The following is a 20,146-nucleotide window of genomic DNA, read 5'->3' on the forward strand; positions in this document are numbered from 1 at the left end:
GGCGAGCGTTCTGTGAGCCGGGGGAGGGCTTGACGATGCCATCGGGGGTGTATGACCCGAACACGCGCCGGGCACCGCTGGAGCGGGTGATCCCGGAGGCGGGGTCGTATGGCGGGGCGGAGACGGGCGGGGCCGGGTTCGCGTACGACGAGGCGACACTGCACAGCCTGGCGAAGGAGTGGCGGGAGCTGGCGAACGAATTCCGGGACGACGTCGGCCGCGCGGAAGCCATCGCCCGTGCGCAAGGTCCTGGCCTCGAGTACGCCAGCGAGGGGAACGCGGAACTCGTCCGCGCGTCCGGGCGGGCATTGGCGGAGACCTTGCAGCAGCGAGCTGACTATTGTGACGCGATGGCCGACAAGTTCGTTGCCGCACTGGGCAAGTACGCGACCGCCGAAGACACCCATGCCACCGAAATAGGCGATTCCACGAAAGGCATTGTCTAGTGCGCCGCGCGCTTCTTCCGATCTCTGCCGGGCTGCTCTCGCTCACTGCGTGTTCGACGATGACTTCCGGCACAGCTGCACCGGCCGCCACGCCGAGTCTTCCCTCGCCGTCTGGCGCGAGCCAGGAAGTACCAGGACCCGGCGTCCCGAAGGTCGCGGTCCCGCTCGACACGGACCGGTTCAAGTCCGCGCCGTGCTCCGCACTGACCGCGGCCCAGGTGACCGAGCTGTTCGGCCGGGAGATAACAGCCAAGCCGGACATCGAAGGGCCTGGAGGTCCGGGATGCAGCTGGGATCCGGTCGACGGTTCGCGCGCCAGCGTCAACGTCCTCTTCACGACGGTCGACGACCTGGGCCTGACCAGCGTCTACCGCGAGCAGGGGAAGGCCTACAAGTTCTTTCAGCCGCTGGATCCGGTCGACGGCTATCCCGTGGTCGCGTACGGAACCTCCGATGCCCGCTCGACCGGCCGCTGTTCCGTCGCCGTCGGCACGAGCGACCGCTCCACGGTCGACATCACGATCTTCCAATCCCAGGCCAAGATCGGCACCACTGACCCGTGCCAGGTGGCTCGGACGGTGGCCGAGAAGGTCGTCGCTTCGCTCAAGGGAACCAGCTGACTCATCCCGCGGTAGAAAACTTCGCCACCTCGTGCATCAACCTCACCCCCTCGCGCGTCCATAGGGGTGACGGAAGGGACGTACGTGGGCTTCGAAGACTTCGTGGCGGAGCGGCTTGACGGGCTGCTCCGCTACGCCACCGTCCTGACCAACGACCCGCATCTGGCGCAGGACATCGTCCAGGACGTGCTGCTCCGCGCCCAGCAGCGGTGGGACGCCATCGACTCCCCGCCCACCTACGTGCGGCGGATGGTCACCAACGAGTACCTCTCCTGGCGCCGGCGGGCCGTGCGCCGGATGGTGCCCAGCAGTCACGACGTCCTCGACGCGCTCGGGCCTCCCGAAGCCGATCCCTCGGCCGCCTACGACGAGCGGGACGCCATGCTCGGCCTGCTCGCCACGCTGCCGCGCAAGCAGCGTGCCGCCGTCGTCCTGCGCTACTACGAGAACTACTCCGACGCCGAGATCGCCGGCTTCCTGCGCTGCGGTACCTCGACCGTGCGCAGCCAGATCTCCCGGGCGCTGGCCACCCTGCGCCAGGCCCCGCACCCGACGGCCCTCACCACCGGAGACCACGGATGACCCGCAGCGAGCACGAGACCGAGACGCTGATCCGGGAGAGCCTCGACCGCCTCGCCGCCCGTGCCCCCGACGGTCACGCCGTGCGGGAAGCGCTCGCGCGGCGGGAACGGCGGGCGCCCGTGCGGCTGGCGCTGGTCGCCGCCGCCGTCGTGGTGCTCGTGGCCGCCGTCATCGCCGGGACACAGGCGTTCACCACCACGTCGGACCTGGTGCCCACGGCCGGGCGGCCGGTGCTCGGCTTCAGCCCCGGCTGGCTGCCGGACGGCTTCACCGAGCAGTACCGCGAGGGCGGCCCCGGCACCGCGCCGCAGGTCCGGCGGTGGTTCGCCGGTCCGGCCGAGCTCACGCTCTCGGCGTACTCGACCGCGGACCCGGAATGGTCGCGGACCGCGCTGCGGATCGCGGCGCTCCACGACCAGGTCCTGGTGCACGGCCGGGTCGCGATGGTCACCGGCGACACCGGCAGCGCGGCGGTGCTGACCTGGCTGGCCGACGACGACCACGTGCTCACGGCCGAGGTGCGCGGCGTACCGGACGCGCGGTCGGTCGCCCAGCACGTCGCCGACGAGGTCACGGCCGAACCGGTCGGCGTCCGCGGCGAGCTGCGCTTCGGAGCGTTGCCCGCGGGGCTCACCGAGCGGTCGGCGGCGGTGGCGGGCACGGGTCCGAACGACGCGACCACGACGCTGACGGCGGCCGACCTGGCACGGCCATCGGCCGCGGCGGTGCGCGCGACGGCGAGCGCGGGCTCCCCCGGCGTGAACGGCGCGGCACCGGTGACCGTCCGCGGCGGGCAGGGGTTCTTCGTGGCACCCGGGCAGGGGCAGGACGCGATGGTCGCGGTGCGCCTGCCTTCGGGCCGCTGGCTGACGGTGTCTGGCGCGCGGCCGGAGGCGGAACTGGTCGCCGTCGCGGACGGCGTTCATCTCGACCCGTCGCCGGACTACCGGTGGCTCGGGCGCGCGGGCAGCTGAGCCGCCATCGGACCTGAGACGAAACGCAGCGCGCGGGCCAGCCGCGAACCCGGGCCACCGGCGGTCCGGCCCGCTTCGCTGCACCAGCCGCCGCCGTGTGTGTCGGCCCCATGGTCGAGGAACAGCCAGGCGACCTGACGGCGAGGAAGCCGTCGAACACGCCGGTGGTTCCGGCGGCTGAGCAGCCCCCACCCGTCCCGGGGGTCCGGCCCCGATCCCATTCTATCGGGCCGCCCCGACGGAAACCCCGAACCGAGCGCGGTTGTCCACATCTCGCGCGGGCTGTGGACAACCCGCGCCCCTTGACGCGGGAAACTCATCGCGCGCAGAATTAAACGTATGACTAATTCTGCGCTGGCGGTCGCCGGTCTGCGGGTCCGTCGCGGGGGCCGCCTCGTCGTGCGGGACGTCAGCTTCGACGTGCCGCGCGGGGCCGTCACCGGGCTGCTCGGCCCGAGCGGCTGCGGCAAGACCACCCTCATGCGCGCGGTCGTCGGCGTGCAGATCGTCGAAGCCGGCACCGTCACCGTGCTCGGCCTGCCCGCCGGCAGCCCGCCGCTGCGGCGGCGGATCGGTTACGCCACGCAGAATCCCGCCATCTACGCCGACCTGACCGTGCGAGAAGCCCTGCGGTACTTCGCCGCCGTGCTGCGCGCGCCCGGGTCCGATGTGGACAGAGTCATCAGCGAAGTCGGGCTGACCGAACACGCCGGGAAGCTCGTCGGCTCGCTCTCCGGTGGGCAGCACAACCGGGCGAACCTCGCCGTCGCCCTGCTCGGCACGCCCGAGCTGCTGGTGCTCGACGAGCCGACCGTCGGGCTCGACCCTCTGCTGCGCGACGAGCTGTGGGCCCTGTTCCGCCGGCTCGCCGACGGCGGGGCGACGCTGCTCGTCTCCAGCCACGTCATGGACGAAGCCGCGCGCTGCGACCGGCTCCTGCTCATGCGTGAAGGCGCCCTGCTGGCCGACGACGCGCCGGACGCGCTGCGGCGGCGGACCGGTACCGCCGACCTCGAGCAGGCCTTCCTGCACCTCGTGCGAGCGGCGTCGTGAACCCCGCGCTGACGCTCGCCACCACGCGGCGCATCCTCACCCAGTTGCGGCACGACCCGCGCACCGTCGTGATGCTCGTCCTCGTGCCGACGCTGCTGATGGTCCTGCTGCGGTACGTGTTCGACTCGGCCGCCGTGTTCAGCCACGTCGCCCCGGCGCTGCTCGGCGTCTTCCCCTTCCTGATCATGTTCCTCATCGCGTCGATCACGACGCTGCGGGAGCGGACCACGGCCACCCTCGAACGCCTGATGACCCTCCCCATCGGACGGCTCGACCTGCTATTCGGCTACGCGCTGGCGTTCGGCGCGATCGCCGTCGTCCAGGTCGCGCTCGCGGCGGGCGTCTCGCTGTGGTGGCTCGGCCTCGACCTCGCCGGATCCGTGGTGCTGCTGCTGGTGATCGCCGTCCTCGACGCGCTGCTGGGCATGGCGCTCGGGCTGTTCGTCAGCGCCTTCGCCCGCACCGAGTTCCAGGCCATCCAGTTCATGCCCGTGTTCGTGCTGCCGCAGATCCTGCTGTGCGGCCTGTTCGTCCCGCGCGGCGACATGGGCTGGCTGCTGCGGTGGCTCTCGGACGTCATGCCGCTTTCGTACGCGGTCGAGGCGCTCTCCCGCGTCACCGCGTCCAGCACCGTCGACGCGGTGATCCTGCGCGACCTCGTGATCGTCGCGGGCTGCGCGCTGCTGGCGCTGGTGCTCGGCGCGGCGACGCTGCGGCGGCGGACGCCGTGACTAGCGTGGGCGCATGGCATCCGAAACGGACCGGCTCGCCGCCGAACGGTACGTCGTCCTGACCACGTTCCGCCGCGACGGACGCGCCGTGCCGACCCCGCTGTGGGTGGCGGGCGACGGCGGCGAGCTCGTGGTGTGGTCGGAACGCAAGGCGGGCAAGGTCAAGCGCATCCGCAACAACGGGCGGGTGCGGGTGCAGGCCTGCGACCTGCGCGGGCGGAAGACGCACGGCCCGGTCGCCACCGGGCAGGCCCGGCTGCTGGACGCCCCCGGGACCGAACGCGTCCGGAAGGTGATCGCCCGCAAGTACGGTCTCGTCGGGCGGGTCACGATGTTCTTCTCGAAGCTGCGCGGGCCGGCCGACCGGACCGTCGGGATCGCGATCAGGCTGGACGGCTGAAGCTGCGGAACCCGCGCCGCAGGTAGTTCGGCAACGCGTTCGGGTGGTCGAGGGACGAGGTGTGCAGCCAGACGCGGCGCGCGCCCGGCAGTGTCCACGCGTCGGCGACGACGAGGGTGAGCGCGTAGCCGCCGAGGCCCTTGCCGACGAACTCGGGCAGCAGGCCGAAGGTGGTGATCTCGACGTCGCCGCCGTCCTGTGGCTCGAAGTCGGCGGCGCCCGCGGTTTCGCCGCGGTACTCGACGAGCCGGTACCGGCGGCCGGGCTCGGCCAGCCACGCCGCCCAGTCCGCTTCGGACCGCGTGGCACTCGGCCACCGGTACGGCGTGCCGATCCGGACGTGCAGGTCGCGGATGTGCGGGCCGGGTCCGGTCGCGGCGAGCGTGACGCCGTCGACGGCGGGCGCCGGGTTGAGCTGCCCGGCCGCGGTCATTTCGAGCTCGGTGACGATCTCCTCCACCCGCGGCAACCTACGACGCGGGCCGCGCGCTGTCAGCCGCTTTTCGGCGTCACGAGGCGGCGCGCATCGCGGCGGCCATGGCGGCCGAGTCGTGGTCCGGGCCGCAGCCTTCCACGATGACCAGGTCACCCGGGATGTGGTCGGCGCGCAGCCGCAGGATCTCCTGGTAGGCGGGCGAGCCGTACCAGTCGTGCGCGGCGGCGAGGCTCGGGAACTCGATGATCACCAGCGCGCCCGGCCACTCCCCTTCCATCACGTGCACGGGCGCGCCGTGCACGACGAACTTGCCGCCGTAGGGGTCCAGCGTCGCCTGGATGCGCTCGAGGTACTGGAAAACCTCCTCCGGCAGCACGGCGGGCGGGCGCAGGTGGGCGAGTCCGTAGGCGGTCATGGTGCTCCTTCCGTTGTCCTGGAAGGAATCCTGGGCCGCGCCCGGCACGGAGTCGATTACGCCGGAGGTAATGCTTCCTGCCCGCCCAGCAGGCGGTCCACGAGGGCAGTGACGAGTTCGTGGCGCTGCCGGTCGGTGAACAGGTCCGGCAGGGTGAGCCGTTCCAGGATCAGCCAGTTCAGCGCCAGCCACAGCAGGACGACCGTCGTGCCGTCGCCGGGCAGGCCGGACTTCTCGTGGTGGGCGGCGTTGAACTCGACGTCCGCGCGGACGCGGCCGGTGAGCACCGCCCGCAGCTCCGGCCGCCGGGTGGCTTCCAGCCGCAGTTCCAGCAGGGCCAGGAAACCGGTGGGGTACGCGGCCACGCGGTCGACCAGCTCGTGCATCAGCTCGGTGACGCGGGCCCGGTCGCGCGGGCCCGTCAGGCCCTCCGCGATGACCGCTTCGTCGGTCAGCCGCTCGTAGACGCGCTCACCGGCGTGCCTGAGGATGTCGTCGCGGCTGGCGAAGTAGTTGGACGCCGTGCCGGCCGGGACCCCGGCCTGCTGGTCGACCGCCCGGAAGGTCAGTCCCCGCGCGCCTTCGCGCGCCAGCACGTCGATCGCGGCGTCGAGCAGGGCCGTCCGCCGCTGCGGATTGCGTCGCACCATGCGCCCACCCCCGTCCTGGAACCACTTCAGCCAAAGTACTACACCTGAAGTTGGTCAGCGGCGCTTCGCCTGGCGGATCTCCTCCGACGCTTCCCGGTACGCCGGCGCGGCGCGTGCGAAGTAGTCGAACAGCAGCTCCTGCTGCTCCGGCGTGTACCGGCCGATGACCTCGGCGATCCGGCCGCGGGCCGGCCCGACGATCCGCTCCACGCCGGCGAGCGCGTCCGGCACCGGCTCGACCAGCACCTTGCGCCGGTCGGCCGGGTCGGCGCCACGGCGGACGTAGCCGGCGCGCTCGAGCCGGTCGATCAGCCGGGTCGTCGCGCCGGTGGTGAGCCCGGTCCGCGCGGACAGCTCGCCCGACGTCAACGCGCCTTCGAGGTCGAGCAGGCTGAGCGCGTACCACTCGGTCGCGTGCAGGCCCGCGGCCTCCGCTCCGGCCAGGCCGTGCAGGCCGACCGCGTCCAGGTAACGCCGGAAGATCACGCGTTTCTCCTCGGGACTTGCCACCGTGTCGTCCTCCAGTCTAATATCTGCATGTGTGCAGATACTGCACACGAGAAGCCAAGTATAGGAGATTCCGATGACCACCACCGACTCGACGACCGTCACCGCCGTGCTCGACTCGCTCGCCGAGGCCTGGGGCCGCGGCGACGCCGACGCCTACGGCGCCCACTTCACCGAGGACGCCACCTACGTCACGTTCGTGGGCACCCGCTACCAGGGCCGCGACGACATCGCCGACAGCCACCGCGCGCTGTTCGCGAAGTTCCTGAAGGGCACCCAGCTGGCGCACGAGGTGCTCGACGTGCGCTTCCTCGGCGCGGACGTGGCCGTTCTCACCAGCCGCGGCGACACCTACAAGGGCACGCGGCCGGAGAAGCTGGGCAAGCTGCAGACCTACACGCTGGTCCGCGACGGCGACCGCTGGCTGGTCGCCGCGTTCCACAACACCCAGCGCAAGCCGCTGATGGAGCGCGTCTCCTTCGCGTTCGCGCCGGAGACGAAGCCGAAGGGCGAGCGGTGAAGGCACTGGTGACCGGGGCGAGCGCGGGCATCGGCCGGGCACTCGCCACGACGCTGGCCGCGGCGGGCTACTCGGTGACCGCCGTGGCCCGCCGCGAAGACCGCCTCGACGGCCTGCTGGACGCGCTCGGCCCCGGCCACGACCGGCTGGTCGCCGACCTGGCCACGCCCGAGGGCCTGCGCGCCACCGCCGGCAGGCTGGCCGAAGCGCCCTACACGCTGCTGGTGAACAACGCCGGCGCCGCGGTACACGGCGGCTTCGCGGCGACGTCGCTGGAGGACTCGCTCGCGGTTCTCGATCTCAACTGCCGCGCGGTCGTGACGCTCGCCCACGCGTTCCTGACCCGGGCCCGGCCGGGCGCGACGCTGCTGAACGTGTCCTCGACACTAGGCTTCACCCCGAAACCCGGGCTCGGCGTCTACAGCGCGAGCAAGGCGTTCGTGACGTCGTTCTCGGAAACCCTGTGGCACGAGCAGAAAACCCGCGGCGTCCACGTGCTGGCGCTGTGTCCCGGCGTGACCGCGACCGAGTCGCAGCACGCCGAAGACGTTCCGTCCTGGCTGGTGCAGACGCCCGAGGAGGTCGCGACCCGCGCGTTGCAGGCGGTACGCCGTCGCGAAGGCCCCACCGTCGTGTCCGGACGGCGCAACGCCGTGCTCACCGCGGTCACCGGATTGCTGCCGCGGAAAACCGCGTTGTCCCTCCTCGGCTGACGGTTAAGGTGTGGCCCATGGGGTCAGTGAAACAGGTCCAGGTCACCTTCGACTGCGCGGAACCCGAGCGCGTCGCCCGGTTCTGGTGCGAGGTGCTCGGCTACGTCATCCCGCCGGCGCCGAAGGGGTTCGACAGCTGGACGGACTACGACCGCTCGCTGCCGCCCGAGCGGCGCGGCGCGGCGTTCGCCTGCGTGGATCCCGAGGGGGCCGGCCCGCGGCTGTTCTTCCAGCGCGTTCCCGAAGGCAAGGTCGTCAAGAACCGGGTGCACCTCGACGTCCGGGTCGGCACGGGCCTGGTCGGCGACGAGCGTCTCGCGGCCCTCGAAGCCGAGCGCGACCGGCTGGTCGCGCTCGGCGCGAAGTGCGTGCAGGTGCTGCGCGCCGACGAGTACAACGAATCCTGCATCCCGATGCAGGACGTCGAGGGCAACGAGTTCTGCCTCGACTGAGGCGGGCTACGCCTTCGCGACCGCGGCGAGGGCCTCGGGCAGCGTGAACGCCCCGGCGTAGAGCGCCTTGCCGACGATCGAGCCCTCGACGCCGTCGGCGGCCAGCCCGGCCAGCGCGACCAGGTCGTCCACACTGGACACCCCGCCGGAGGCGATCACCGGGGCGTCGGTGCGGGCGACGACGTCGCGCAGCAGGTCGAGGTTGGGCCCGCGCAGGGTGCCGTCCTTGCTCACGTCGGTGACGACGTAGCGGGACGCGCCGTCGCGGTCCAGCCGCTCCAGGACTTCCCACAGGTCGCCGCCGTCGGAGGTCCAGCCGCGGGCCGAGAGCCGGTGACCGGCCTCGGTGATCCGCACGTCGAGGCCGATCGCGACGCGGTCGCCGTACTCGCCGATCACCCGCGCGGTCCACTCGGGGTCCTCGAGCGCGGCGGTGCCGAGGTTGACGCGGCGGGCGCCGGTGGCGAGCGCGGCCTTCAGCGACGCGTCGTCGCGGATGCCGCCGGAGAGCTCCACCTGCACGTCGAGCCGGCCGACGACCTCGGCGAGCAGCTCGCGGTTGCTGCCCTTGCCGAACGCGGCGTCGAGGTCGACGAGGTGGATCCACTCGGCGCCGTCGCGCTGCCAGGCGAGCGCCGCCTCCAGCGGGCTGCCATAGGAGGTCTCGGTGCCGGCCTCGCCCTGGACGAGTCGCACGGCCTGGCCATCGGCCACATCAACGGCGGGAAGCAGCGTGAAAGTCACGCCGTAACTCTAAGGCGGCGGCGCCGGTCACCCGGTCAGAGGGTCGCGAGCCAGTTGCGCAGCAGCTGCGCGCCGGCGTCGCCGGACTTCTCCGGGTGGAACTGGGTGGCCCAGAGCGGCCCGTTCTCGACCGCGGCGACGAAGTCCTCGCCGTGGTGGGCCCAGGTCACCTTCGGCTCCTGCCCGGCCAGCCCGTCGAGCTCCCACTTGCGGGCGGCGTAGGAGTGCACGAAGTAGAACCGCTCGTCCGGGTCCAGGCCGGCGAACAGCTGCGAGTCCGCGGGCGCGCGCACGGTGTTCCAGCCCATGTGCGGCAGGACGTCGGCGTGCAGCCGGTCGACGACCCCCGGCCACTCGCCCGTGCCCTCGGTCTCCTCGCCGTGCTCGACGCCGCGGGAGAACAGGATCTGCATGCCGACGCAGATGCCGAGCACCGGACGGCCGCCGGCCAGGCGCTTGCCGATGATCCGGTGGCCCTTGACCGCCGTGAGCCCGGCCATGCAGGCGGAGTACGCGCCGACCCCGGGCACGACCAAGCCGTCGGCCTCGACCGCGGCATGCGGGTCGGCGGTGACCTCGACGTCGGCCCCGGCGCGCGCGACGGCGCGTTCGGCGGAGCGGAGGTTGCCGGAACCGTAGTCGAGGATCACCACACGAGACACGCCACCCAGCGTAGCCGCCGCCGTCCGGCGGCTCGAACGAATAGCCGCCCGGCACGGTGCCCGGGCCGGGAAAATCTTGGCCGGCGGCGTTTCACCCTCCCGGCCACTGGGTATCAAGTCACCCGATCGTGTGGCTTCAGTCCGCACGACCGGACGCCAGGGAGGCGAAGATGGCCGAGGACGATCTGCTGTCCCAGATGCTGCACGCCTGGCGTGACGACATCGAAAGCGTGCCGTTTCCGCAGTTCAGCGAGCTGCTGATCCCCCGCCAGCAGACCCGGCCGCGGTGCACGCCGAACGCGTCTGCTGCGCGCGTGACGAACGCCACTCGGAGAACAGACGCCTGACTGTGGTTTCCTGCGGGGGCCGCATCGACGCGTCCCCAGGGAGCCCTCATGAGCCGAACTCCTGACCCGCACGACTTCCTCGACCTCGACGCCGGGCTCGCCGAGGAGGAGCGCGCGATCCGCGACGCCGTGCGCGCGTACGCGAAGGACCAGCTGCTGGACCGGGTCGCGGAGTGGTACGAATCGGGCGCGCTGCCCGCCGCCGAGCTCGCGAAGGGCTTCGGCGCCCTCGGCCTGCTCGGCATGCACCTGGAGGGCTACGGCTGCGCCGGCACCAGCGCGGTCGCGTACGGCATCGCGTGCCGGGAGCTGGAAGCCGTCGACTCGGGGCTGCGGAGCTTCGTGTCGGTGCAGGGGTCGCTGGCGATGTACGCGATCCACAAGTGGGGCAGCGAGGAGCAGCGGCAGGAGTGGCTGCCGCGGATGGCGGCGGGCGACGCGCTGGGCTGCTTCGGGCTGACCGAGCCGGACGCGGGCAGCGACCCTGGCTCGATGCGGACCCGCGCGGTGCGCGACGGGTCCGACTGGGTGCTCTCCGGCACGAAGATGTGGATCACCAACGGGACGGTCGCCGACGTCGCGGTCGTGTGGGCGCAGACCGACGACGGGATCCGCGGCTTCGTCGTCCCGACCTCCACGCCGGGGTTCACGGCCAACGAGGTCAAGCACAAGCTGTCCCTGCGGGCGTCGCTGACGGCGGAACTGGTCCTCGACGGCGTCCGGCTGCCGTCGTCGGCGGTGTTCCCCGAGGTCCGGGGCCTGCGCGGGCCGCTGTCCTGCTTGAACGAAGCGCGGTACGGGATCCTGTTCGGCGTCGTCGGCGCGGCTCGTTCCTGCTACGAAGCGGCGTTGGAGTACACGCTGTCGCGCTCGCAGTTCGGCAAGCCGCTCGCCGGGTTCCAGCTGACCCAGCGCAAGCTGGCCGACCTGCTCGTCGAGGTCAACCGGGCCGGGCTGGTGGCGCTGCAGATCGGGCGGCTGAAGGACGCCGGTTCGCTGCACCACAACCACGTGAGCTTCGGCAAGATGGCGAACGTGCGGTCGGCGCTGGAGGTGGCCCGCACGGCGCGGTCGATGCTGGGTGCGAACGGGATTTCGCTGGAGTACCCGGTGATGCGGCACATGGCGAACCTCGAAACGGTGCTGACGTACGAAGGCACGGAGGAGATGCACGCGCTGTCGCTGGGCCAGGCGGTGACGGGGCTGGCGGCGTTCCGCTGATCGCGTTTTTGTCGGTGGCGGGCGGTAGCTTCCCCGGCATGACGTTTTCGGAGTACGAGACCGTGCTGGAGCTGCGCCGCTACCGGCTGCGCCCGGGGCGGCGCGACGAGCTGATCGAGCTGTTCGAGCGCGAGTTAGTCGAGCCGCAGGAAGCGGCCGGGGCACACCTGTTCGGGCTGTTCCGCGCGGGCGAGGACTTCGTGTGGCTGCGCGGGTTCCGCTCGATGCCGGACCGCAAGGCGGCGCTCGAGTCGTTCTACTCCGGCCCGGTGTGGCAGGAGTTCCGCGACGCGGCGAACGCGACGATGCTGGACTCGGACGACGTCCACCTGCTGCGCCCGGTCCGGCGCGGGCTCGCGGCACCACCACCGGGCTCGGGCGTGTACGTGACGGTGTCCCCACCGGCCGCGCCACCACCGGCGGCGTTCGCGGCGTTCGGAACCGAGCCGTCGGAGAACGACTTCCCGCGGCTGCCGGTGCACACGGACACCCCGGTGTCGGTGTGGTTCAGCCGCGAGCCGCTCACGGAGTCGTCGCAGCGGCTGGAGCCGACATCGCGGTCACTGCTCCGGTGAGAGCAGGCGGATGAGCCCTCCGGGGTAGAGGATCTTGGTGCCGTCCCGGAAAGATCCTCTACGATCCCGCCACCGCGCTCTGAGTTCCTCGCGGAACTCGCGCCGGAGGGCGTCTTCGCTGCGTTCGCCGTGCTCGATGCCGCCCCCGAGGGGCCGGTAGCAGGTCTCGCCCTTGACGTCGTCACGCCCTTCGAAGACGAGAAGAGCGTCCCCACGCCGGATGACACCGAGCACGATCGGCCGGATTGCCGGCATGCCGGCCACGCTATCGGCCCGCGCGTCCCGGAGCAGGAGCCGGCACCCGGCCCCAGCGGCGAGCAGCACCCCGAGAGCGAGCCAAGCCCACCCGGCCCCGAACACCCCGCCGAGGCGACGACGACGATTCCGGCGGAAGGCACCGCCCACGGCAAAAGCCCCATCCTCACCTCGTCCCAGCTTGTCGACGGAGCCTGAACGCTGACCTGACATGGTCGAATCCTGGAGGGCGGGGTGAGGCGGATGCGTGTGTTCCGGCTCGTGCTCGCGCTCGTCCCGTGGACGTCCGGGCTCGGCTTCAACGACCCGCCGCATGCCGGGGCGAAGACGCCGTCCCGGCGGTGGCGGCCGCTGCCCCCCGACAGCTTGCCCTCCGCCGCAACAACGACGGTGGCCACACCTGCACGAAATGCGGCCACCGCATCGGCGGGCGCGGCTCCTGAGCGCCGCGTCGTTCAGCGAAGGCGCACTGAACCTCGGCAGCCGTGTCGGCCGGTATTTCAGGCTCGTCAGCATGGTGCCGGCGCTTTTCCTGGTGCTGTGGTCGGCCGAGTTGGCGACCGGCGGAGCCTGGCAGGGCACCCCGCATCCGGAGTGGATCGGGAGCCGGTCGATCGCGGGCGTCGCCTGGCTGCTGCCGGCGAGCTTGGCGGCGGGGCTGTTCGTGCATCCGCTGCAGTTCGCGATGACACAGGTGCCGAAGGTTACTGGGGTTACTCGCGCGTGGCGCGCGTACTGCTGGAGCTGCGCATCCGGCACCACCGCCGACGCCTGCAAACCACCGAGAAGCCGCGGCGAAGCTGGACGAGCGGCTCGCGCAACGGATCGACGAGACGATCCGCAGGATCGAGCGCGCGGACCCGGCCCGCCTGGCGGGCAAATCCGCCGAAGCGCGGGAACGGCTCGTCCTGCATTGGCCCGACGGCAACGGACTCGGTGGCCTGCTGGCCGCCGGCGAAGCCGCCCATCACGCCGCCGAGCGGTACCCCGAGCTCGACCGGATCATGCCCACCCGGCTGGGAAACACGTTGCGCCGCGAAGAAGACCGCGCCGGCAGCCAGTACGGTCTCGACGCGATGCTGACAGCGCCCCATTTCGCGCTGGTCGCCGCGGACAAGCACGTGCAGTACCTGCGCGACACCCGCCAGCGGATGGACACTTCCGTTCGCCTGTGCGTCGTTTCGCTGCTCGGCGCGCTGGAAGCGGTGGCCTGCCTGGTCACCGACGGCTGGTGGTTGCTCGTCGCCCTGGCGCCCTACGCGTTGTCGTATCTCGCCTACCGCGGCGCGGTGGCCGCGGCGGACGAATACACCACGGCCGTCAAGACGGTGATCGACCTGAACCGGTTCGCCCTGTACGAAAGCCTGAACGTCGCACGGCCGCGGGACACGGCGGATGAACGGCGTACCAACGAAGACCCATGCGGCTGCCGGCGGGGGAACGCGTCGGCGTCCTTCTACCGGAAACCGGCGCCCGCGCCTACTCCCCCAGGAACTCCCTGATCGACAACCGCAGCGAGCCGGCGTCCAGTCCGTGTGCCAGGTCGTGGTCCGCGATCCCGCCGTACGTCCGCACCTCCGCGTCCCGCCGCACGCCCAGCGACTTCAGCCGGTGCGGCAGATCCGCCAGTGCCTCCGCCGCCCAGAACGCCGAAGTCCCCGCCAGGTACGGCTCCACGAGCACCACCGACGCCGCAGCCGCCAGCACCGCCGAGCGCAGGCCGGCGGCGTCGAACGGCCGGATCGTCGACGCGTACAACACCGTCACGTCCATTCCCGCCGTCGCCCGCAGCACCCGGTCCAGCACCGGACCGACCGCCACGACCACCCCGGCGGACCCCCACCGCAGCCGCGTGAAGCCGACACCCAGGTGCGGCGACGCGTTCGACTGCGCCGAAAGCCGCAGGTAGACCCGGCCGTCGCCGGGGATCGACTCCAGCAGCAGGCGGCGCGCCTCGTCCGCGTGCCCCGGGACGTGGACCGTCCAGCCCGGCAGCGAATCGATCAGCGCCACGTCGCCGGGCGACTGGTGCGTGCGGCCCTCCGTCGACATGTCGTACGACGCCCCGTACGACACGAGCACCCCGCCGACGTCCTGGTGCGAGAAGTCCAGCTTGATCTGCTCGAACGCGCGCTCCACCAGGAACGACGGGAACGTGTGCACGATCGGCCGCAGCCCGGCCAGCGCCAGGCCCGCGCCCGCGCTGACCAGCAGCTGCTCGCGGATCCCCACGTTGATCACCCGGTCCGGGTGCCGCCGCGCGGCGCCGGCCAGCTGGGCCGCCGAAATGTCGGCCAGGACGACCGCCACGTCCGGGTCGGCGTCCAGGATCTCCTCGGTCGTGGCGAGGAACGTTTCCCGCATCATGCCGGTTCAGCCTTTCGGTTCGACGACGGCGACCACGGCCAGTGGCCGGCCGGGGTGGGCGGTCGTGAAAGCGTCGTACAGCGCGTCGTGGTCGCGGCCGGACACCGTGCGCGTCTCCCAGCCTTCGACGTCGAAGCGGCGCGCGATCCCGCCCGGCCAGCCGTGCGTCGACGACTGGTTGTCGATCACCACGGTCGTGAGGTTGCCGAGCCCGGACCGCGCGGCGACGACGATGGCTTCGTGGTTGGAACCCTCGTCCAGCTCGGCGTCGCCGACCAGCGTCACGACCTTGGCCGGCAGCCCGCGGGCGCGCAGGCCCAGCGCGGTGCCGAGCGCGATCGGCAGGCCGTGCCCGAGGGAGCCGCTGGAGATCTCGACGCCGGGGATCCGCCGCCGGTCCGGGTGGTGGCCGAGCCGCGAAAGCGCGTCGGACCACGTCGGCAGCTCGGCTTCGTCAAGGAAGCCTTTCACAGTCAGCACGGCGTAGTACGCCATCGGACCGTGCCCTTTGGACAGCAGGAACCGGTCGCGGCCGGGGTTCCGGAAGGTGGCGGGCGTGACGTCGAGCACGCGGTCGTACAGCACCCACAGCACGTCCACAGTGGACTCGGCGGCGGCGTGGTGCTTGTCGTCGCCGGTCATCAGCGAGATCAGGCGCGGCAGGTCGGCGTAGCCCGCTTCGGTCGCAGTGGTCATGGTTCCGACGATGCAACCTCGACTAAACTCGAAGTCAAGGATAGCCTGAGCTCGTGACGAGGCTCGCTGAACATCTCAGCATCGGACAGGTGGCGGACCGCAGCGGGGTGCCGCACACGGCACTGCGGTTCTACGAGGAAAAGGGACTGATCAGCTCGGAGCGGTCGGCGGGCAACCAGCGCCGCTACCCGCGTTCGGTGCTGCGGCGCATCGCGTTCATCCGCGCCGCGCAACGGGTCGGGCTTTCCCTGGAGGACATCAGCTCGGCGCTGGCGACGCTCCCGGCCGACCACGCCCCCACGAAGGCGGACTGGGCGCGCCTGTCACGCGACTGGCAGCACGAGCTGGACGCGCGGATCGACGCCCTGCAACGGCTTCGCGACCGGCTGACCGGCTGCGTCGGCTGCGGGTGCCTGTCGCTGCGCAGCTGCGCGCTCTACAACAACGACGACGAGTTGGCGCGCTTCGGCCCCGGAGCGAGCAAGCTGCGCCCGGCGGTCGAAGGCGGCATCTGAGCTTCACGGCTGTCACGAAGTCGGCTGGGAGAGTTCGTCACGGAACTTGCCGCCGGCGTGGCGTGCCAGCGCTCTCTTGACGACGTCGAGATCCTCCGGCGGCAGTTCGAGCACGACGTGCCACGCGCCGTCCCGGGACAGCTGCTGCTTGGCGACGAGGTCCGCGACCCGGCCGGTGGCGGTGAACCGCGTGGTGAAGCGCACCGCGACGTGCAGCCCGCCGTGGCGCGAGTGCGCCCGCAGGGCGACGCAGTCGAGCTGCGGCCAGCACAGCCGGAAGGTGAGGTCCCGGAGAGCGAGCCGCCGCCGGTCGGCGACGGTCATGCCCTCGGCGTCGAGGACGAGTTCGTCCTTGCCGTCCCGGTGCGCGTCGGCGAAACCGGTCAGGGCGAACATGACGAACAGGATCAGCAGCAGCCGCGGGTCGAGTGCGCCCAGTTCGCGCACGTCGGCGAGGGGCTGGCCGCAGAGGTAGCCGACGAGCGCGGCACCGGCCATCAGCGCGACCGCCCAGACAACGCCGGCGACGGCACCGGCCGTCCGGTGCCGGATCCGCGAGGACGACGTGCTCAGCAGGACGACGGTGGGGCCCAGGCCATCCGAGGCGGACGGGGCCTGCCGGGTTCGGTGCCGTGCGGGAACGGCGAGCACGAGGGCAAGGGTCAGCGACGCGACGCCGGTGACGAACGACCCGGCCCCGGCGATCCACGACAGCTGTTCGAGATTCGAGCGCGCGAGCGCCACCGCCATGGCCGCACACGCCATCGCGGTGGCGCCGCCCACCCATGCACCGGTTCGCCGCATCCCGGCATGGTCGCGCCGGACGATGAAAAATCGATGAAAGGTGCGGTGGGGGTGGTTCGCGGCCGCGCGACAGGCATCACCGGCGCTCGAAAGCGGAACTCGCGCGATGGGAACCGGGACTCGCATGCCTGCGGGGCATGACTCGACGTGCCGGGCACGACTCGCGCCAGCAGGGCACGACTCGCGCGCCGGGGCACGACTCGCGTGCCTGCGGGACATGGCTCGCGCCTGCCGGGCACGACCCGCGCGCCAGGGCACGACCCGCGCCGCCGGGCACGACCCGCGCCGCCGGGCACGACCCGCGCCGCCGGGCACGACCCGCGCCGCCGGGCACGACCCGCGCGCCGGGGCATGACTCGCGTGCCTGCGGGGCATCACGCGTGATCGGGCGGGCAGGCGTCTCCCGCGATCTGCGGGGCATCTCGCGCGATCCGGCGCGAGAGCCGTCAGGGAGCGGGGACCGGGGTCCGGCGCCGGGGGCGGCCCAGCAGGCGGCGGCCCACGTCGAGCAGCTCCGTCCGCAGCTCCTCGTCGCTCAGGCCCGCCAGGTCCGGCGAGCCGCCCGCCATGGCGATGCCCGTCAACGTCACCATCGCGTTCACTCGCGCCGTCGGGTCCGGGTCCGGGCCCGCCAGGATGCCCAGCAGCGCGCGGCCGAAGCCCTCCATGCCGCCGTGTGCCGACTTCTCGATCGCGCGGATGAGGCCCGGGTCGCTCGAGAACAGCGCCACCAGCGCCCGGTGCCGGATCACCAGGTCGACGAACCCCTCCAGCAGCAGGTCCACCTGCGCGCCCCGGCGCTTCTGCGCCGCCGCGCGCAGCACCAGCTCGTCCAGGTCCCGCACGCCCGGCTCGGCCACCGCCTCGGTGATCTCCGCCTTCGTCTTGAAGTGGTAGTACACCGCCGCCTTCGTGATCCCGAGCGCGTCGGCGATCATCTGCAGCGACGTGCCCTCGACGCCGTGTTCGGTGAACAGGCGCAGCGCGGTCTGCAGCAGTCGCGTCCGGGTGTCCTCGGCCGGGCCGGCGGTCATTCTTCCTCCTCGTCGAGCCGTCGGAGCGTACGTCACTCCCTGTCGATCGGCAAACCGCGCACTTGCCGATCGGCTGGGATAAACCTTGCTGTTCGGCAAGTCACATACTTGCCGATCGGCTTGGAGCCGCCCTTGCCGATCGGCTAGCGTGGCGTCTAACCAGATGGGGTGAACGGACCCCGTTCGGGCGAAACGGAGCTGACTCGTGGCGACCTTCCTGTACCGGCTGGGCCGGTTGTCCTTCCGGCGGCGAGCGCTCGTCGCCGCCGTCTGGGCGGCCGTTCTCGTGGCGCTCGGCCTGGGCGCCCTCACGCTGTCCGGCCAGCTGTCGAACTCGGTCTCGATCCCCGGCACCGAGTCGCAGCGGGCGATCGACCAGCTGACCGAGAAGTTTCCGCAGGCCAACGCGGGGGGCGCCACCGCGCGCGTCGTGCTCGAGGCGCCGGCCGGCACCACGATCACCGACGCGAACGGCAAGGCAGCCGTCGAAGCCATGGTCGGCAGGCTGAAGACCGCGCCGAAGGTCGCCGTCGTCGCCGACCCGTTCCAGATGCGGTCGATCTCACCCGATCAGCGCGTCGCTCTCGCCCAGGTCAGTTACGGAGCGAAGGCGTACGAGCTGACCGACGAAGACCGCCAGGCGCTGCTGAACACCGCGAACGCGGCCCGCGACGCCGGCTTCACCGTCGAGTTCGGCGGCGACGCCGTGCAGGGCATCCCGGAGACCGGCGCCACCGAAGGCCTCGGCGTCGCGGTCGCCGCCGTCGTGCTGATCATCACCTTCGACTCGCTCGTCGCGGCCGGCATCCCGCTGCTGACGGCCCTGATCGGGGTCGGCACCGGCATGGGCGGGATCTTCCTCGCCTCCCGCTTCCTCGAGCTCAACTCGAACACGCCGATCCTGGCGCTGATGATCGGGCTGGCCGTCGGCATCGACTACGCGCTGTTCATCGTGTCGCGCTACCGCCACGAGCTGAGCCTGGGTCGCGACCCCGAAGAGGCCGCCGGACGCGCCGCGGGCACCGCCGGCTCCGCCGTCGTGTTCGCCGGGCTGACCGTCATCATCGCGCTGGCCGGCCTGACCGTCGTCGGCATCCCGTTCCTCGGCCAGATGGGCATCGCCGCCGCGGTGACCGTCGCGATCGCCGTGCTCATCGCCCTGACGCTGCTGCCCGCCGTCCTCGGCTTCGCCGGGCGCCGGGTCGCCGGCGGCCGCATCCGGCTGCGCCGCAAGCCGGTCGAAACGACGCACGGCGAACGCTGGGCGCGGTTCGTCGCCCGCCACCGGCTGCCGGTGCTGCTGGTCGCGCTGGCCGGGATGGCCGTCGTCGCGCTGCCCGCGCTCGGGATGCAGCTCGGCCTGCCCAACGACAGCACGGCCGCCCCGGAGTCGACGCAGCACAAGGCGTACGAGATCGTCAGCCGCAGCTTCGGCGAGGGTGCGAACGGGCCGCTGCTGGTCGTCGTCGACACCGGTGCGAGCACCAACCGGCAGGTCGCGCTCGGCCAGGCCGCCTCCGACATCGCGAAGCTGCCCGACGTCGCCGCCGTGACGCCGCCGCGCGTCAACCAGGCCGGCGACACGGCGCTGCTGTCCGTGATCCCGAAGAGCGGCCCGAGCAGCACCCGGACCGAAGACCTGGTGGCCGCGATCCGCGCGCAGTCCGGTGCGCTGGAGAACGCGACCGGCGCGAAGCTGGCCGTCACCGGGCAGACCGCGGCGAACATCGACGTCTCGGAAAAACTGTCCGACGCGATGCTGCCGTACCTGGCGCTCATCGTCGGGCTGGCGTTCGTGCTGCTGATGCTGGTGTTCCGCTCGGTCGTGGTGCCGCTGAAGGCGACGATCGGGTTCCTCGGCTCGGTCGCCGCGACGTTCGGCGCGGTGGTCGCGGTGTTCCAGTGGGGCTGGCTGACCGACGTGCTCGGCGTCTCCTCGACCGGCCCGATCATGAGCATGCTGCCGATCCTGCTGATCGGTGTCCTGTTCGGACTCGCGATGGACTACCAGGTCTTCCTGGTGACGCGGATGCGCGAGGAGCACGTCCACGGCGCGCAGCCGCAGGAGGCGATGGTCACCGGCTTCCGCCACGGCGCGCGGGTGGTCGTCGCGGCGGCGCTGATCATGATCAGCGTGTTCGCCGGGTTCGTGCTCGCGGAGTCGACGCTGATCCAGTCGATCGGGTTCGCGCTGGCGTTCGGCGTGCTGGTGGACGCGTTCGTGGTCCGGATGACGCTGGTGCCGGCGGTGATGTCCCTGCTGGGCCGCGGTGCCTGGTGGCTGCCGAAGTGGCTGGACCGGATCCTGCCGGACGTCGACGTCGAGGGCGAGAAGCTCACCAAGCACCTCGACGACGACCGCCGGGAACTGGTCGGCGCGGGCCGCTGAGCCGGTCGTCCACTGCCCGGCCGTCACCGGGCAACCGC

The 20,146-nt window shown here is 71.9% G+C and carries 28 protein-coding genes; 16 read left to right on the top strand and 12 right to left on the bottom strand.

What is annotated here, in order from left to right; genetic code table 11:
* The first annotated feature begins 47 nt into the window (after positions 1-47).
* The 7 genes from BT341_RS37300 to BT341_RS37330 all read left to right on the top strand — a co-directional run bounded on the left by BT341_RS37300 (position 48) and on the right by BT341_RS37330 (position 4,806).
* Positions 48-446 (top strand): hypothetical protein, encoded by a 399-nt coding sequence (locus BT341_RS37300; RefSeq protein WP_342750252.1) that lies wholly within the window; start codon positions 48-50, stop codon positions 444-446.
* Positions 446-1,066, top strand: coding sequence for a DUF3558 domain-containing protein (locus BT341_RS37305; RefSeq protein WP_072480702.1), 621 nt, complete (start codon positions 446-448; stop codon positions 1,064-1,066). Before BT341_RS37300 ends, BT341_RS37305 begins: the two co-directional genes overlap by 1 nt.
* A gap of 84 nt (positions 1,067-1,150) precedes the next feature.
* Positions 1,151-1,648 carry a SigE family RNA polymerase sigma factor gene (locus tag BT341_RS37310; RefSeq protein WP_072480703.1) on the top strand — a complete coding sequence of 166 codons (498 nt, stop codon included), beginning with the start codon at positions 1,151-1,153 and terminating at the stop codon, positions 1,646-1,648.
* Positions 1,645-2,622, top strand: coding sequence for a hypothetical protein (locus tag BT341_RS37315; RefSeq protein WP_072480704.1), 978 nt, complete (start codon positions 1,645-1,647; stop codon positions 2,620-2,622). Before BT341_RS37310 ends, BT341_RS37315 begins: the two co-directional genes overlap by 4 nt.
* 339 nt (positions 2,623-2,961) lie before the next feature.
* Positions 2,962-3,675, top strand: coding sequence for an ABC transporter ATP-binding protein (locus BT341_RS37320; RefSeq protein ID WP_072480705.1), 714 nt, complete (start codon positions 2,962-2,964; stop codon positions 3,673-3,675).
* The gene (locus BT341_RS37325; RefSeq protein WP_072480706.1) at positions 3,672-4,406 is read left to right on the top strand and encodes an ABC transporter permease; all 735 of its coding nucleotides are present in this window, start codon (positions 3,672-3,674) and stop codon (positions 4,404-4,406) included. Before BT341_RS37320 ends, BT341_RS37325 begins: the two co-directional genes overlap by 4 nt.
* 13 nt (positions 4,407-4,419) lie before the next feature.
* On the top strand, positions 4,420-4,806 hold the full coding sequence (locus BT341_RS37330) for a PPOX class F420-dependent oxidoreductase (RefSeq protein WP_072480707.1): 387 nt from the start codon (positions 4,420-4,422) through the stop codon (positions 4,804-4,806).
* Here the strand turns inward: BT341_RS37330 and BT341_RS37335 are convergent.
* From BT341_RS37335 to BT341_RS37350, 4 genes are read right to left on the bottom strand one after another with little or no spacing between them, the layout of a single operon-like run.
* Entirely contained in the window at positions 4,790-5,266 is a 477-nt protein-coding gene (locus BT341_RS37335; RefSeq protein ID WP_072480708.1) for a GNAT family N-acetyltransferase, read from the bottom strand. The two genes, BT341_RS37330 and BT341_RS37335, sit on opposite strands and share 17 nt — an antisense overlap.
* Positions 5,267-5,315: 49 nt before the next feature.
* On the bottom strand, positions 5,316-5,657 hold the full coding sequence (locus tag BT341_RS37340; protein WP_072480709.1) for a DUF1330 domain-containing protein: 342 nt from the start codon (positions 5,655-5,657) through the stop codon (positions 5,316-5,318).
* A gap of 56 nt (positions 5,658-5,713) precedes the next feature.
* Positions 5,714-6,307, bottom strand: a complete 594-nt coding sequence (locus tag BT341_RS37345; RefSeq protein WP_072480710.1) for a TetR/AcrR family transcriptional regulator — start codon at positions 6,305-6,307, stop codon at positions 5,714-5,716.
* A gap of 54 nt (positions 6,308-6,361) precedes the next feature.
* Positions 6,362-6,793, bottom strand: a complete 432-nt coding sequence (locus tag BT341_RS37350; RefSeq protein ID WP_218177812.1) for a MarR family winged helix-turn-helix transcriptional regulator — start codon at positions 6,791-6,793, stop codon at positions 6,362-6,364.
* Positions 6,794-6,890: 97 nt separating this feature from the next.
* Here BT341_RS37350 and BT341_RS37355 point away from each other — a divergent pair, with 97 nt between their 5' ends.
* Genes BT341_RS37355 through BT341_RS37365 form a run of 3 tightly spaced genes read left to right on the top strand, consistent with a single transcriptional unit; the run spans position 6,891 to position 8,499 of the window.
* Positions 6,891-7,334, top strand: a complete 444-nt coding sequence (locus tag BT341_RS37355; RefSeq protein ID WP_177328987.1) for an SgcJ/EcaC family oxidoreductase — start codon at positions 6,891-6,893, stop codon at positions 7,332-7,334.
* Positions 7,331-8,047 (top strand): SDR family NAD(P)-dependent oxidoreductase, encoded by a 717-nt coding sequence (locus tag BT341_RS47105; RefSeq protein WP_072480713.1) that lies wholly within the window; start codon positions 7,331-7,333, stop codon positions 8,045-8,047. The genes BT341_RS37355 and BT341_RS47105 overlap by 4 nt, the downstream gene beginning before the upstream one ends.
* Before the next feature lie 17 nt (positions 8,048-8,064).
* Positions 8,065-8,499, top strand: a complete 435-nt coding sequence (locus tag BT341_RS37365; protein WP_072480714.1) for a VOC family protein — start codon at positions 8,065-8,067, stop codon at positions 8,497-8,499.
* 6 nt (positions 8,500-8,505) lie between these two features.
* Here BT341_RS37365 and priA read toward each other — a convergent pair whose 3' ends face one another.
* Both priA and hisH read right to left on the bottom strand, forming a co-directional pair.
* Entirely contained in the window at positions 8,506-9,243 is a 738-nt protein-coding gene (gene priA, locus BT341_RS37370) for a bifunctional 1-(5-phosphoribosyl)-5-((5-phosphoribosylamino)methylideneamino)imidazole-4-carboxamide isomerase/phosphoribosylanthranilate isomerase PriA (RefSeq protein ID WP_072480715.1), read from the bottom strand.
* A gap of 35 nt (positions 9,244-9,278) precedes the next feature.
* On the bottom strand, positions 9,279-9,896 hold the full coding sequence (gene hisH / locus BT341_RS37375; protein WP_072480716.1) for an imidazole glycerol phosphate synthase subunit HisH: 618 nt from the start codon (positions 9,894-9,896) through the stop codon (positions 9,279-9,281).
* 179 nt (positions 9,897-10,075) lie between these two features.
* On the opposite strand from hisH, the gene BT341_RS45755 reads away from it, so the two are divergent.
* From BT341_RS45755 to BT341_RS37385, 3 genes are read left to right on the top strand one after another with little or no spacing between them, the layout of a single operon-like run.
* A complete protein-coding gene (locus tag BT341_RS45755) occupies positions 10,076-10,252 on the top strand; it encodes a hypothetical protein (RefSeq protein WP_177328988.1) in 177 nt (58 codons plus the stop codon).
* Positions 10,253-10,300: 48 nt separating this feature from the next.
* Positions 10,301-11,473, top strand: a complete 1,173-nt coding sequence (locus tag BT341_RS37380; protein WP_072480717.1) for an acyl-CoA dehydrogenase family protein — start codon at positions 10,301-10,303, stop codon at positions 11,471-11,473.
* Positions 11,474-11,511: 38 nt separating this feature from the next.
* On the top strand, positions 11,512-12,048 hold the full coding sequence (locus BT341_RS37385) for an NIPSNAP family protein (RefSeq protein ID WP_072480718.1): 537 nt from the start codon (positions 11,512-11,514) through the stop codon (positions 12,046-12,048).
* On the opposite strand, the gene BT341_RS37390 is transcribed toward BT341_RS37385, so the two are convergent.
* Positions 12,034-12,303: an NUDIX domain-containing protein gene (locus BT341_RS37390; RefSeq protein ID WP_072482389.1), complete on the bottom strand. Its 270-nt coding sequence runs from the start codon at positions 12,301-12,303 to the stop codon at positions 12,034-12,036. The two genes, BT341_RS37385 and BT341_RS37390, sit on opposite strands and share 15 nt — an antisense overlap.
* Before the next feature lie 713 nt (positions 12,304-13,016).
* Positions 13,017-13,397 carry a hypothetical protein gene (locus BT341_RS37395; RefSeq protein ID WP_143168769.1) on the bottom strand — a complete coding sequence of 127 codons (381 nt, stop codon included), beginning with the start codon at positions 13,395-13,397 and terminating at the stop codon, positions 13,017-13,019.
* Between BT341_RS37395 and BT341_RS37400 the strand changes: the two genes are divergently transcribed.
* Complete coding sequence (locus tag BT341_RS37400) at positions 13,380-13,805, top strand: hypothetical protein (protein ID WP_143168770.1); 426 nt, start codon at positions 13,380-13,382, stop codon at positions 13,803-13,805. The two genes, BT341_RS37395 and BT341_RS37400, sit on opposite strands and share 18 nt — an antisense overlap.
* On the opposite strand, the gene BT341_RS37405 is transcribed toward BT341_RS37400, so the two are convergent.
* Both BT341_RS37405 and BT341_RS37410 read right to left on the bottom strand, forming a co-directional pair.
* Positions 13,783-14,670 carry a transketolase family protein gene (locus BT341_RS37405; RefSeq protein ID WP_072480721.1) on the bottom strand — a complete coding sequence of 296 codons (888 nt, stop codon included), beginning with the start codon at positions 14,668-14,670 and terminating at the stop codon, positions 13,783-13,785. The two genes, BT341_RS37400 and BT341_RS37405, sit on opposite strands and share 23 nt — an antisense overlap.
* A gap of 6 nt (positions 14,671-14,676) precedes the next feature.
* Complete coding sequence (locus tag BT341_RS37410) at positions 14,677-15,366, bottom strand: thiamine pyrophosphate-dependent enzyme (RefSeq protein WP_072480722.1); 690 nt, start codon at positions 15,364-15,366, stop codon at positions 14,677-14,679.
* Between the two features lie 53 nt (positions 15,367-15,419).
* On the opposite strand from BT341_RS37410, the gene soxR reads away from it, so the two are divergent.
* Positions 15,420-15,881, top strand: a complete 462-nt coding sequence (gene soxR, locus BT341_RS37415) for a redox-sensitive transcriptional activator SoxR (RefSeq protein ID WP_072480723.1) — start codon at positions 15,420-15,422, stop codon at positions 15,879-15,881.
* Positions 15,882-15,893: 12 nt separating this feature from the next.
* Here the strand turns inward: soxR and BT341_RS37420 are convergent, their stop codons facing one another.
* Positions 15,894-16,685, bottom strand: a complete 792-nt coding sequence (locus BT341_RS37420; RefSeq protein WP_143168771.1) for a hypothetical protein — start codon at positions 16,683-16,685, stop codon at positions 15,894-15,896.
* Positions 16,686-17,131: 446 nt separating this feature from the next.
* A complete protein-coding gene (locus tag BT341_RS37425) occupies positions 17,132-17,719 on the bottom strand; it encodes a TetR/AcrR family transcriptional regulator (RefSeq protein WP_072480725.1) in 588 nt (195 codons plus the stop codon).
* Positions 17,720-17,924: 205 nt separating this feature from the next.
* Between BT341_RS37425 and BT341_RS37430 the strand changes: the two genes are divergently transcribed.
* A complete protein-coding gene (locus BT341_RS37430) occupies positions 17,925-20,108 on the top strand; it encodes an MMPL family transporter (RefSeq protein ID WP_072480726.1) in 2,184 nt (727 codons plus the stop codon).
* Positions 20,109-20,146: the final 38 nt, after the last annotated feature.

This window comes from Amycolatopsis australiensis, assembly GCF_900119165.1.
Taxonomy (GTDB): domain Bacteria; phylum Actinomycetota; class Actinomycetes; order Mycobacteriales; family Pseudonocardiaceae; genus Amycolatopsis; species Amycolatopsis australiensis.

Coding starts and splice junctions, on each gene's coding strand:
- BT341_RS37405 (WP_072480721.1), bottom strand. CDS start 14,670: ATGATGCGGGAAACGTTCCTCGCCACGACCGAGGAGATCCTGGACGCC.
- BT341_RS37380 (WP_072480717.1), top strand. CDS start 10,301: ATGAGCCGAACTCCTGACCCGCACGACTTCCTCGACCTCGACGCCGGG.
- BT341_RS37390 (WP_072482389.1), bottom strand. CDS start 12,303: ATGCCGGCAATCCGGCCGATCGTGCTCGGTGTCATCCGGCGTGGGGAC.
- BT341_RS37320 (WP_072480705.1), top strand. CDS start 2,962: ATGACTAATTCTGCGCTGGCGGTCGCCGGTCTGCGGGTCCGTCGCGGG.
- BT341_RS37330 (WP_072480707.1), top strand. CDS start 4,420: ATGGCATCCGAAACGGACCGGCTCGCCGCCGAACGGTACGTCGTCCTG.
- BT341_RS37315 (WP_072480704.1), top strand. CDS start 1,645: ATGACCCGCAGCGAGCACGAGACCGAGACGCTGATCCGGGAGAGCCTC.
- BT341_RS37395 (WP_143168769.1), bottom strand. CDS start 13,397: ATGGGGCGCTGTCAGCATCGCGTCGAGACCGTACTGGCTGCCGGCGCG.
- BT341_RS45755 (WP_177328988.1), top strand. CDS start 10,076: ATGGCCGAGGACGATCTGCTGTCCCAGATGCTGCACGCCTGGCGTGAC.
- BT341_RS37345 (WP_072480710.1), bottom strand. CDS start 6,307: ATGGTGCGACGCAATCCGCAGCGGCGGACGGCCCTGCTCGACGCCGCG.
- BT341_RS37340 (WP_072480709.1), bottom strand. CDS start 5,657: ATGACCGCCTACGGACTCGCCCACCTGCGCCCGCCCGCCGTGCTGCCG.
- BT341_RS37385 (WP_072480718.1), top strand. CDS start 11,512: ATGACGTTTTCGGAGTACGAGACCGTGCTGGAGCTGCGCCGCTACCGG.
- BT341_RS37365 (WP_072480714.1), top strand. CDS start 8,065: ATGGGGTCAGTGAAACAGGTCCAGGTCACCTTCGACTGCGCGGAACCC.
- BT341_RS37425 (WP_072480725.1), bottom strand. CDS start 17,719: ATGACCGCCGGCCCGGCCGAGGACACCCGGACGCGACTGCTGCAGACC.
- BT341_RS37400 (WP_143168770.1), top strand. CDS start 13,380: ATGCTGACAGCGCCCCATTTCGCGCTGGTCGCCGCGGACAAGCACGTG.
- BT341_RS37420 (WP_143168771.1), bottom strand. CDS start 16,685: ATGCGGCGAACCGGTGCATGGGTGGGCGGCGCCACCGCGATGGCGTGT.
- BT341_RS37410 (WP_072480722.1), bottom strand. CDS start 15,366: ATGACCACTGCGACCGAAGCGGGCTACGCCGACCTGCCGCGCCTGATC.
- BT341_RS37355 (WP_177328987.1), top strand. CDS start 6,891: ATGACCACCACCGACTCGACGACCGTCACCGCCGTGCTCGACTCGCTC.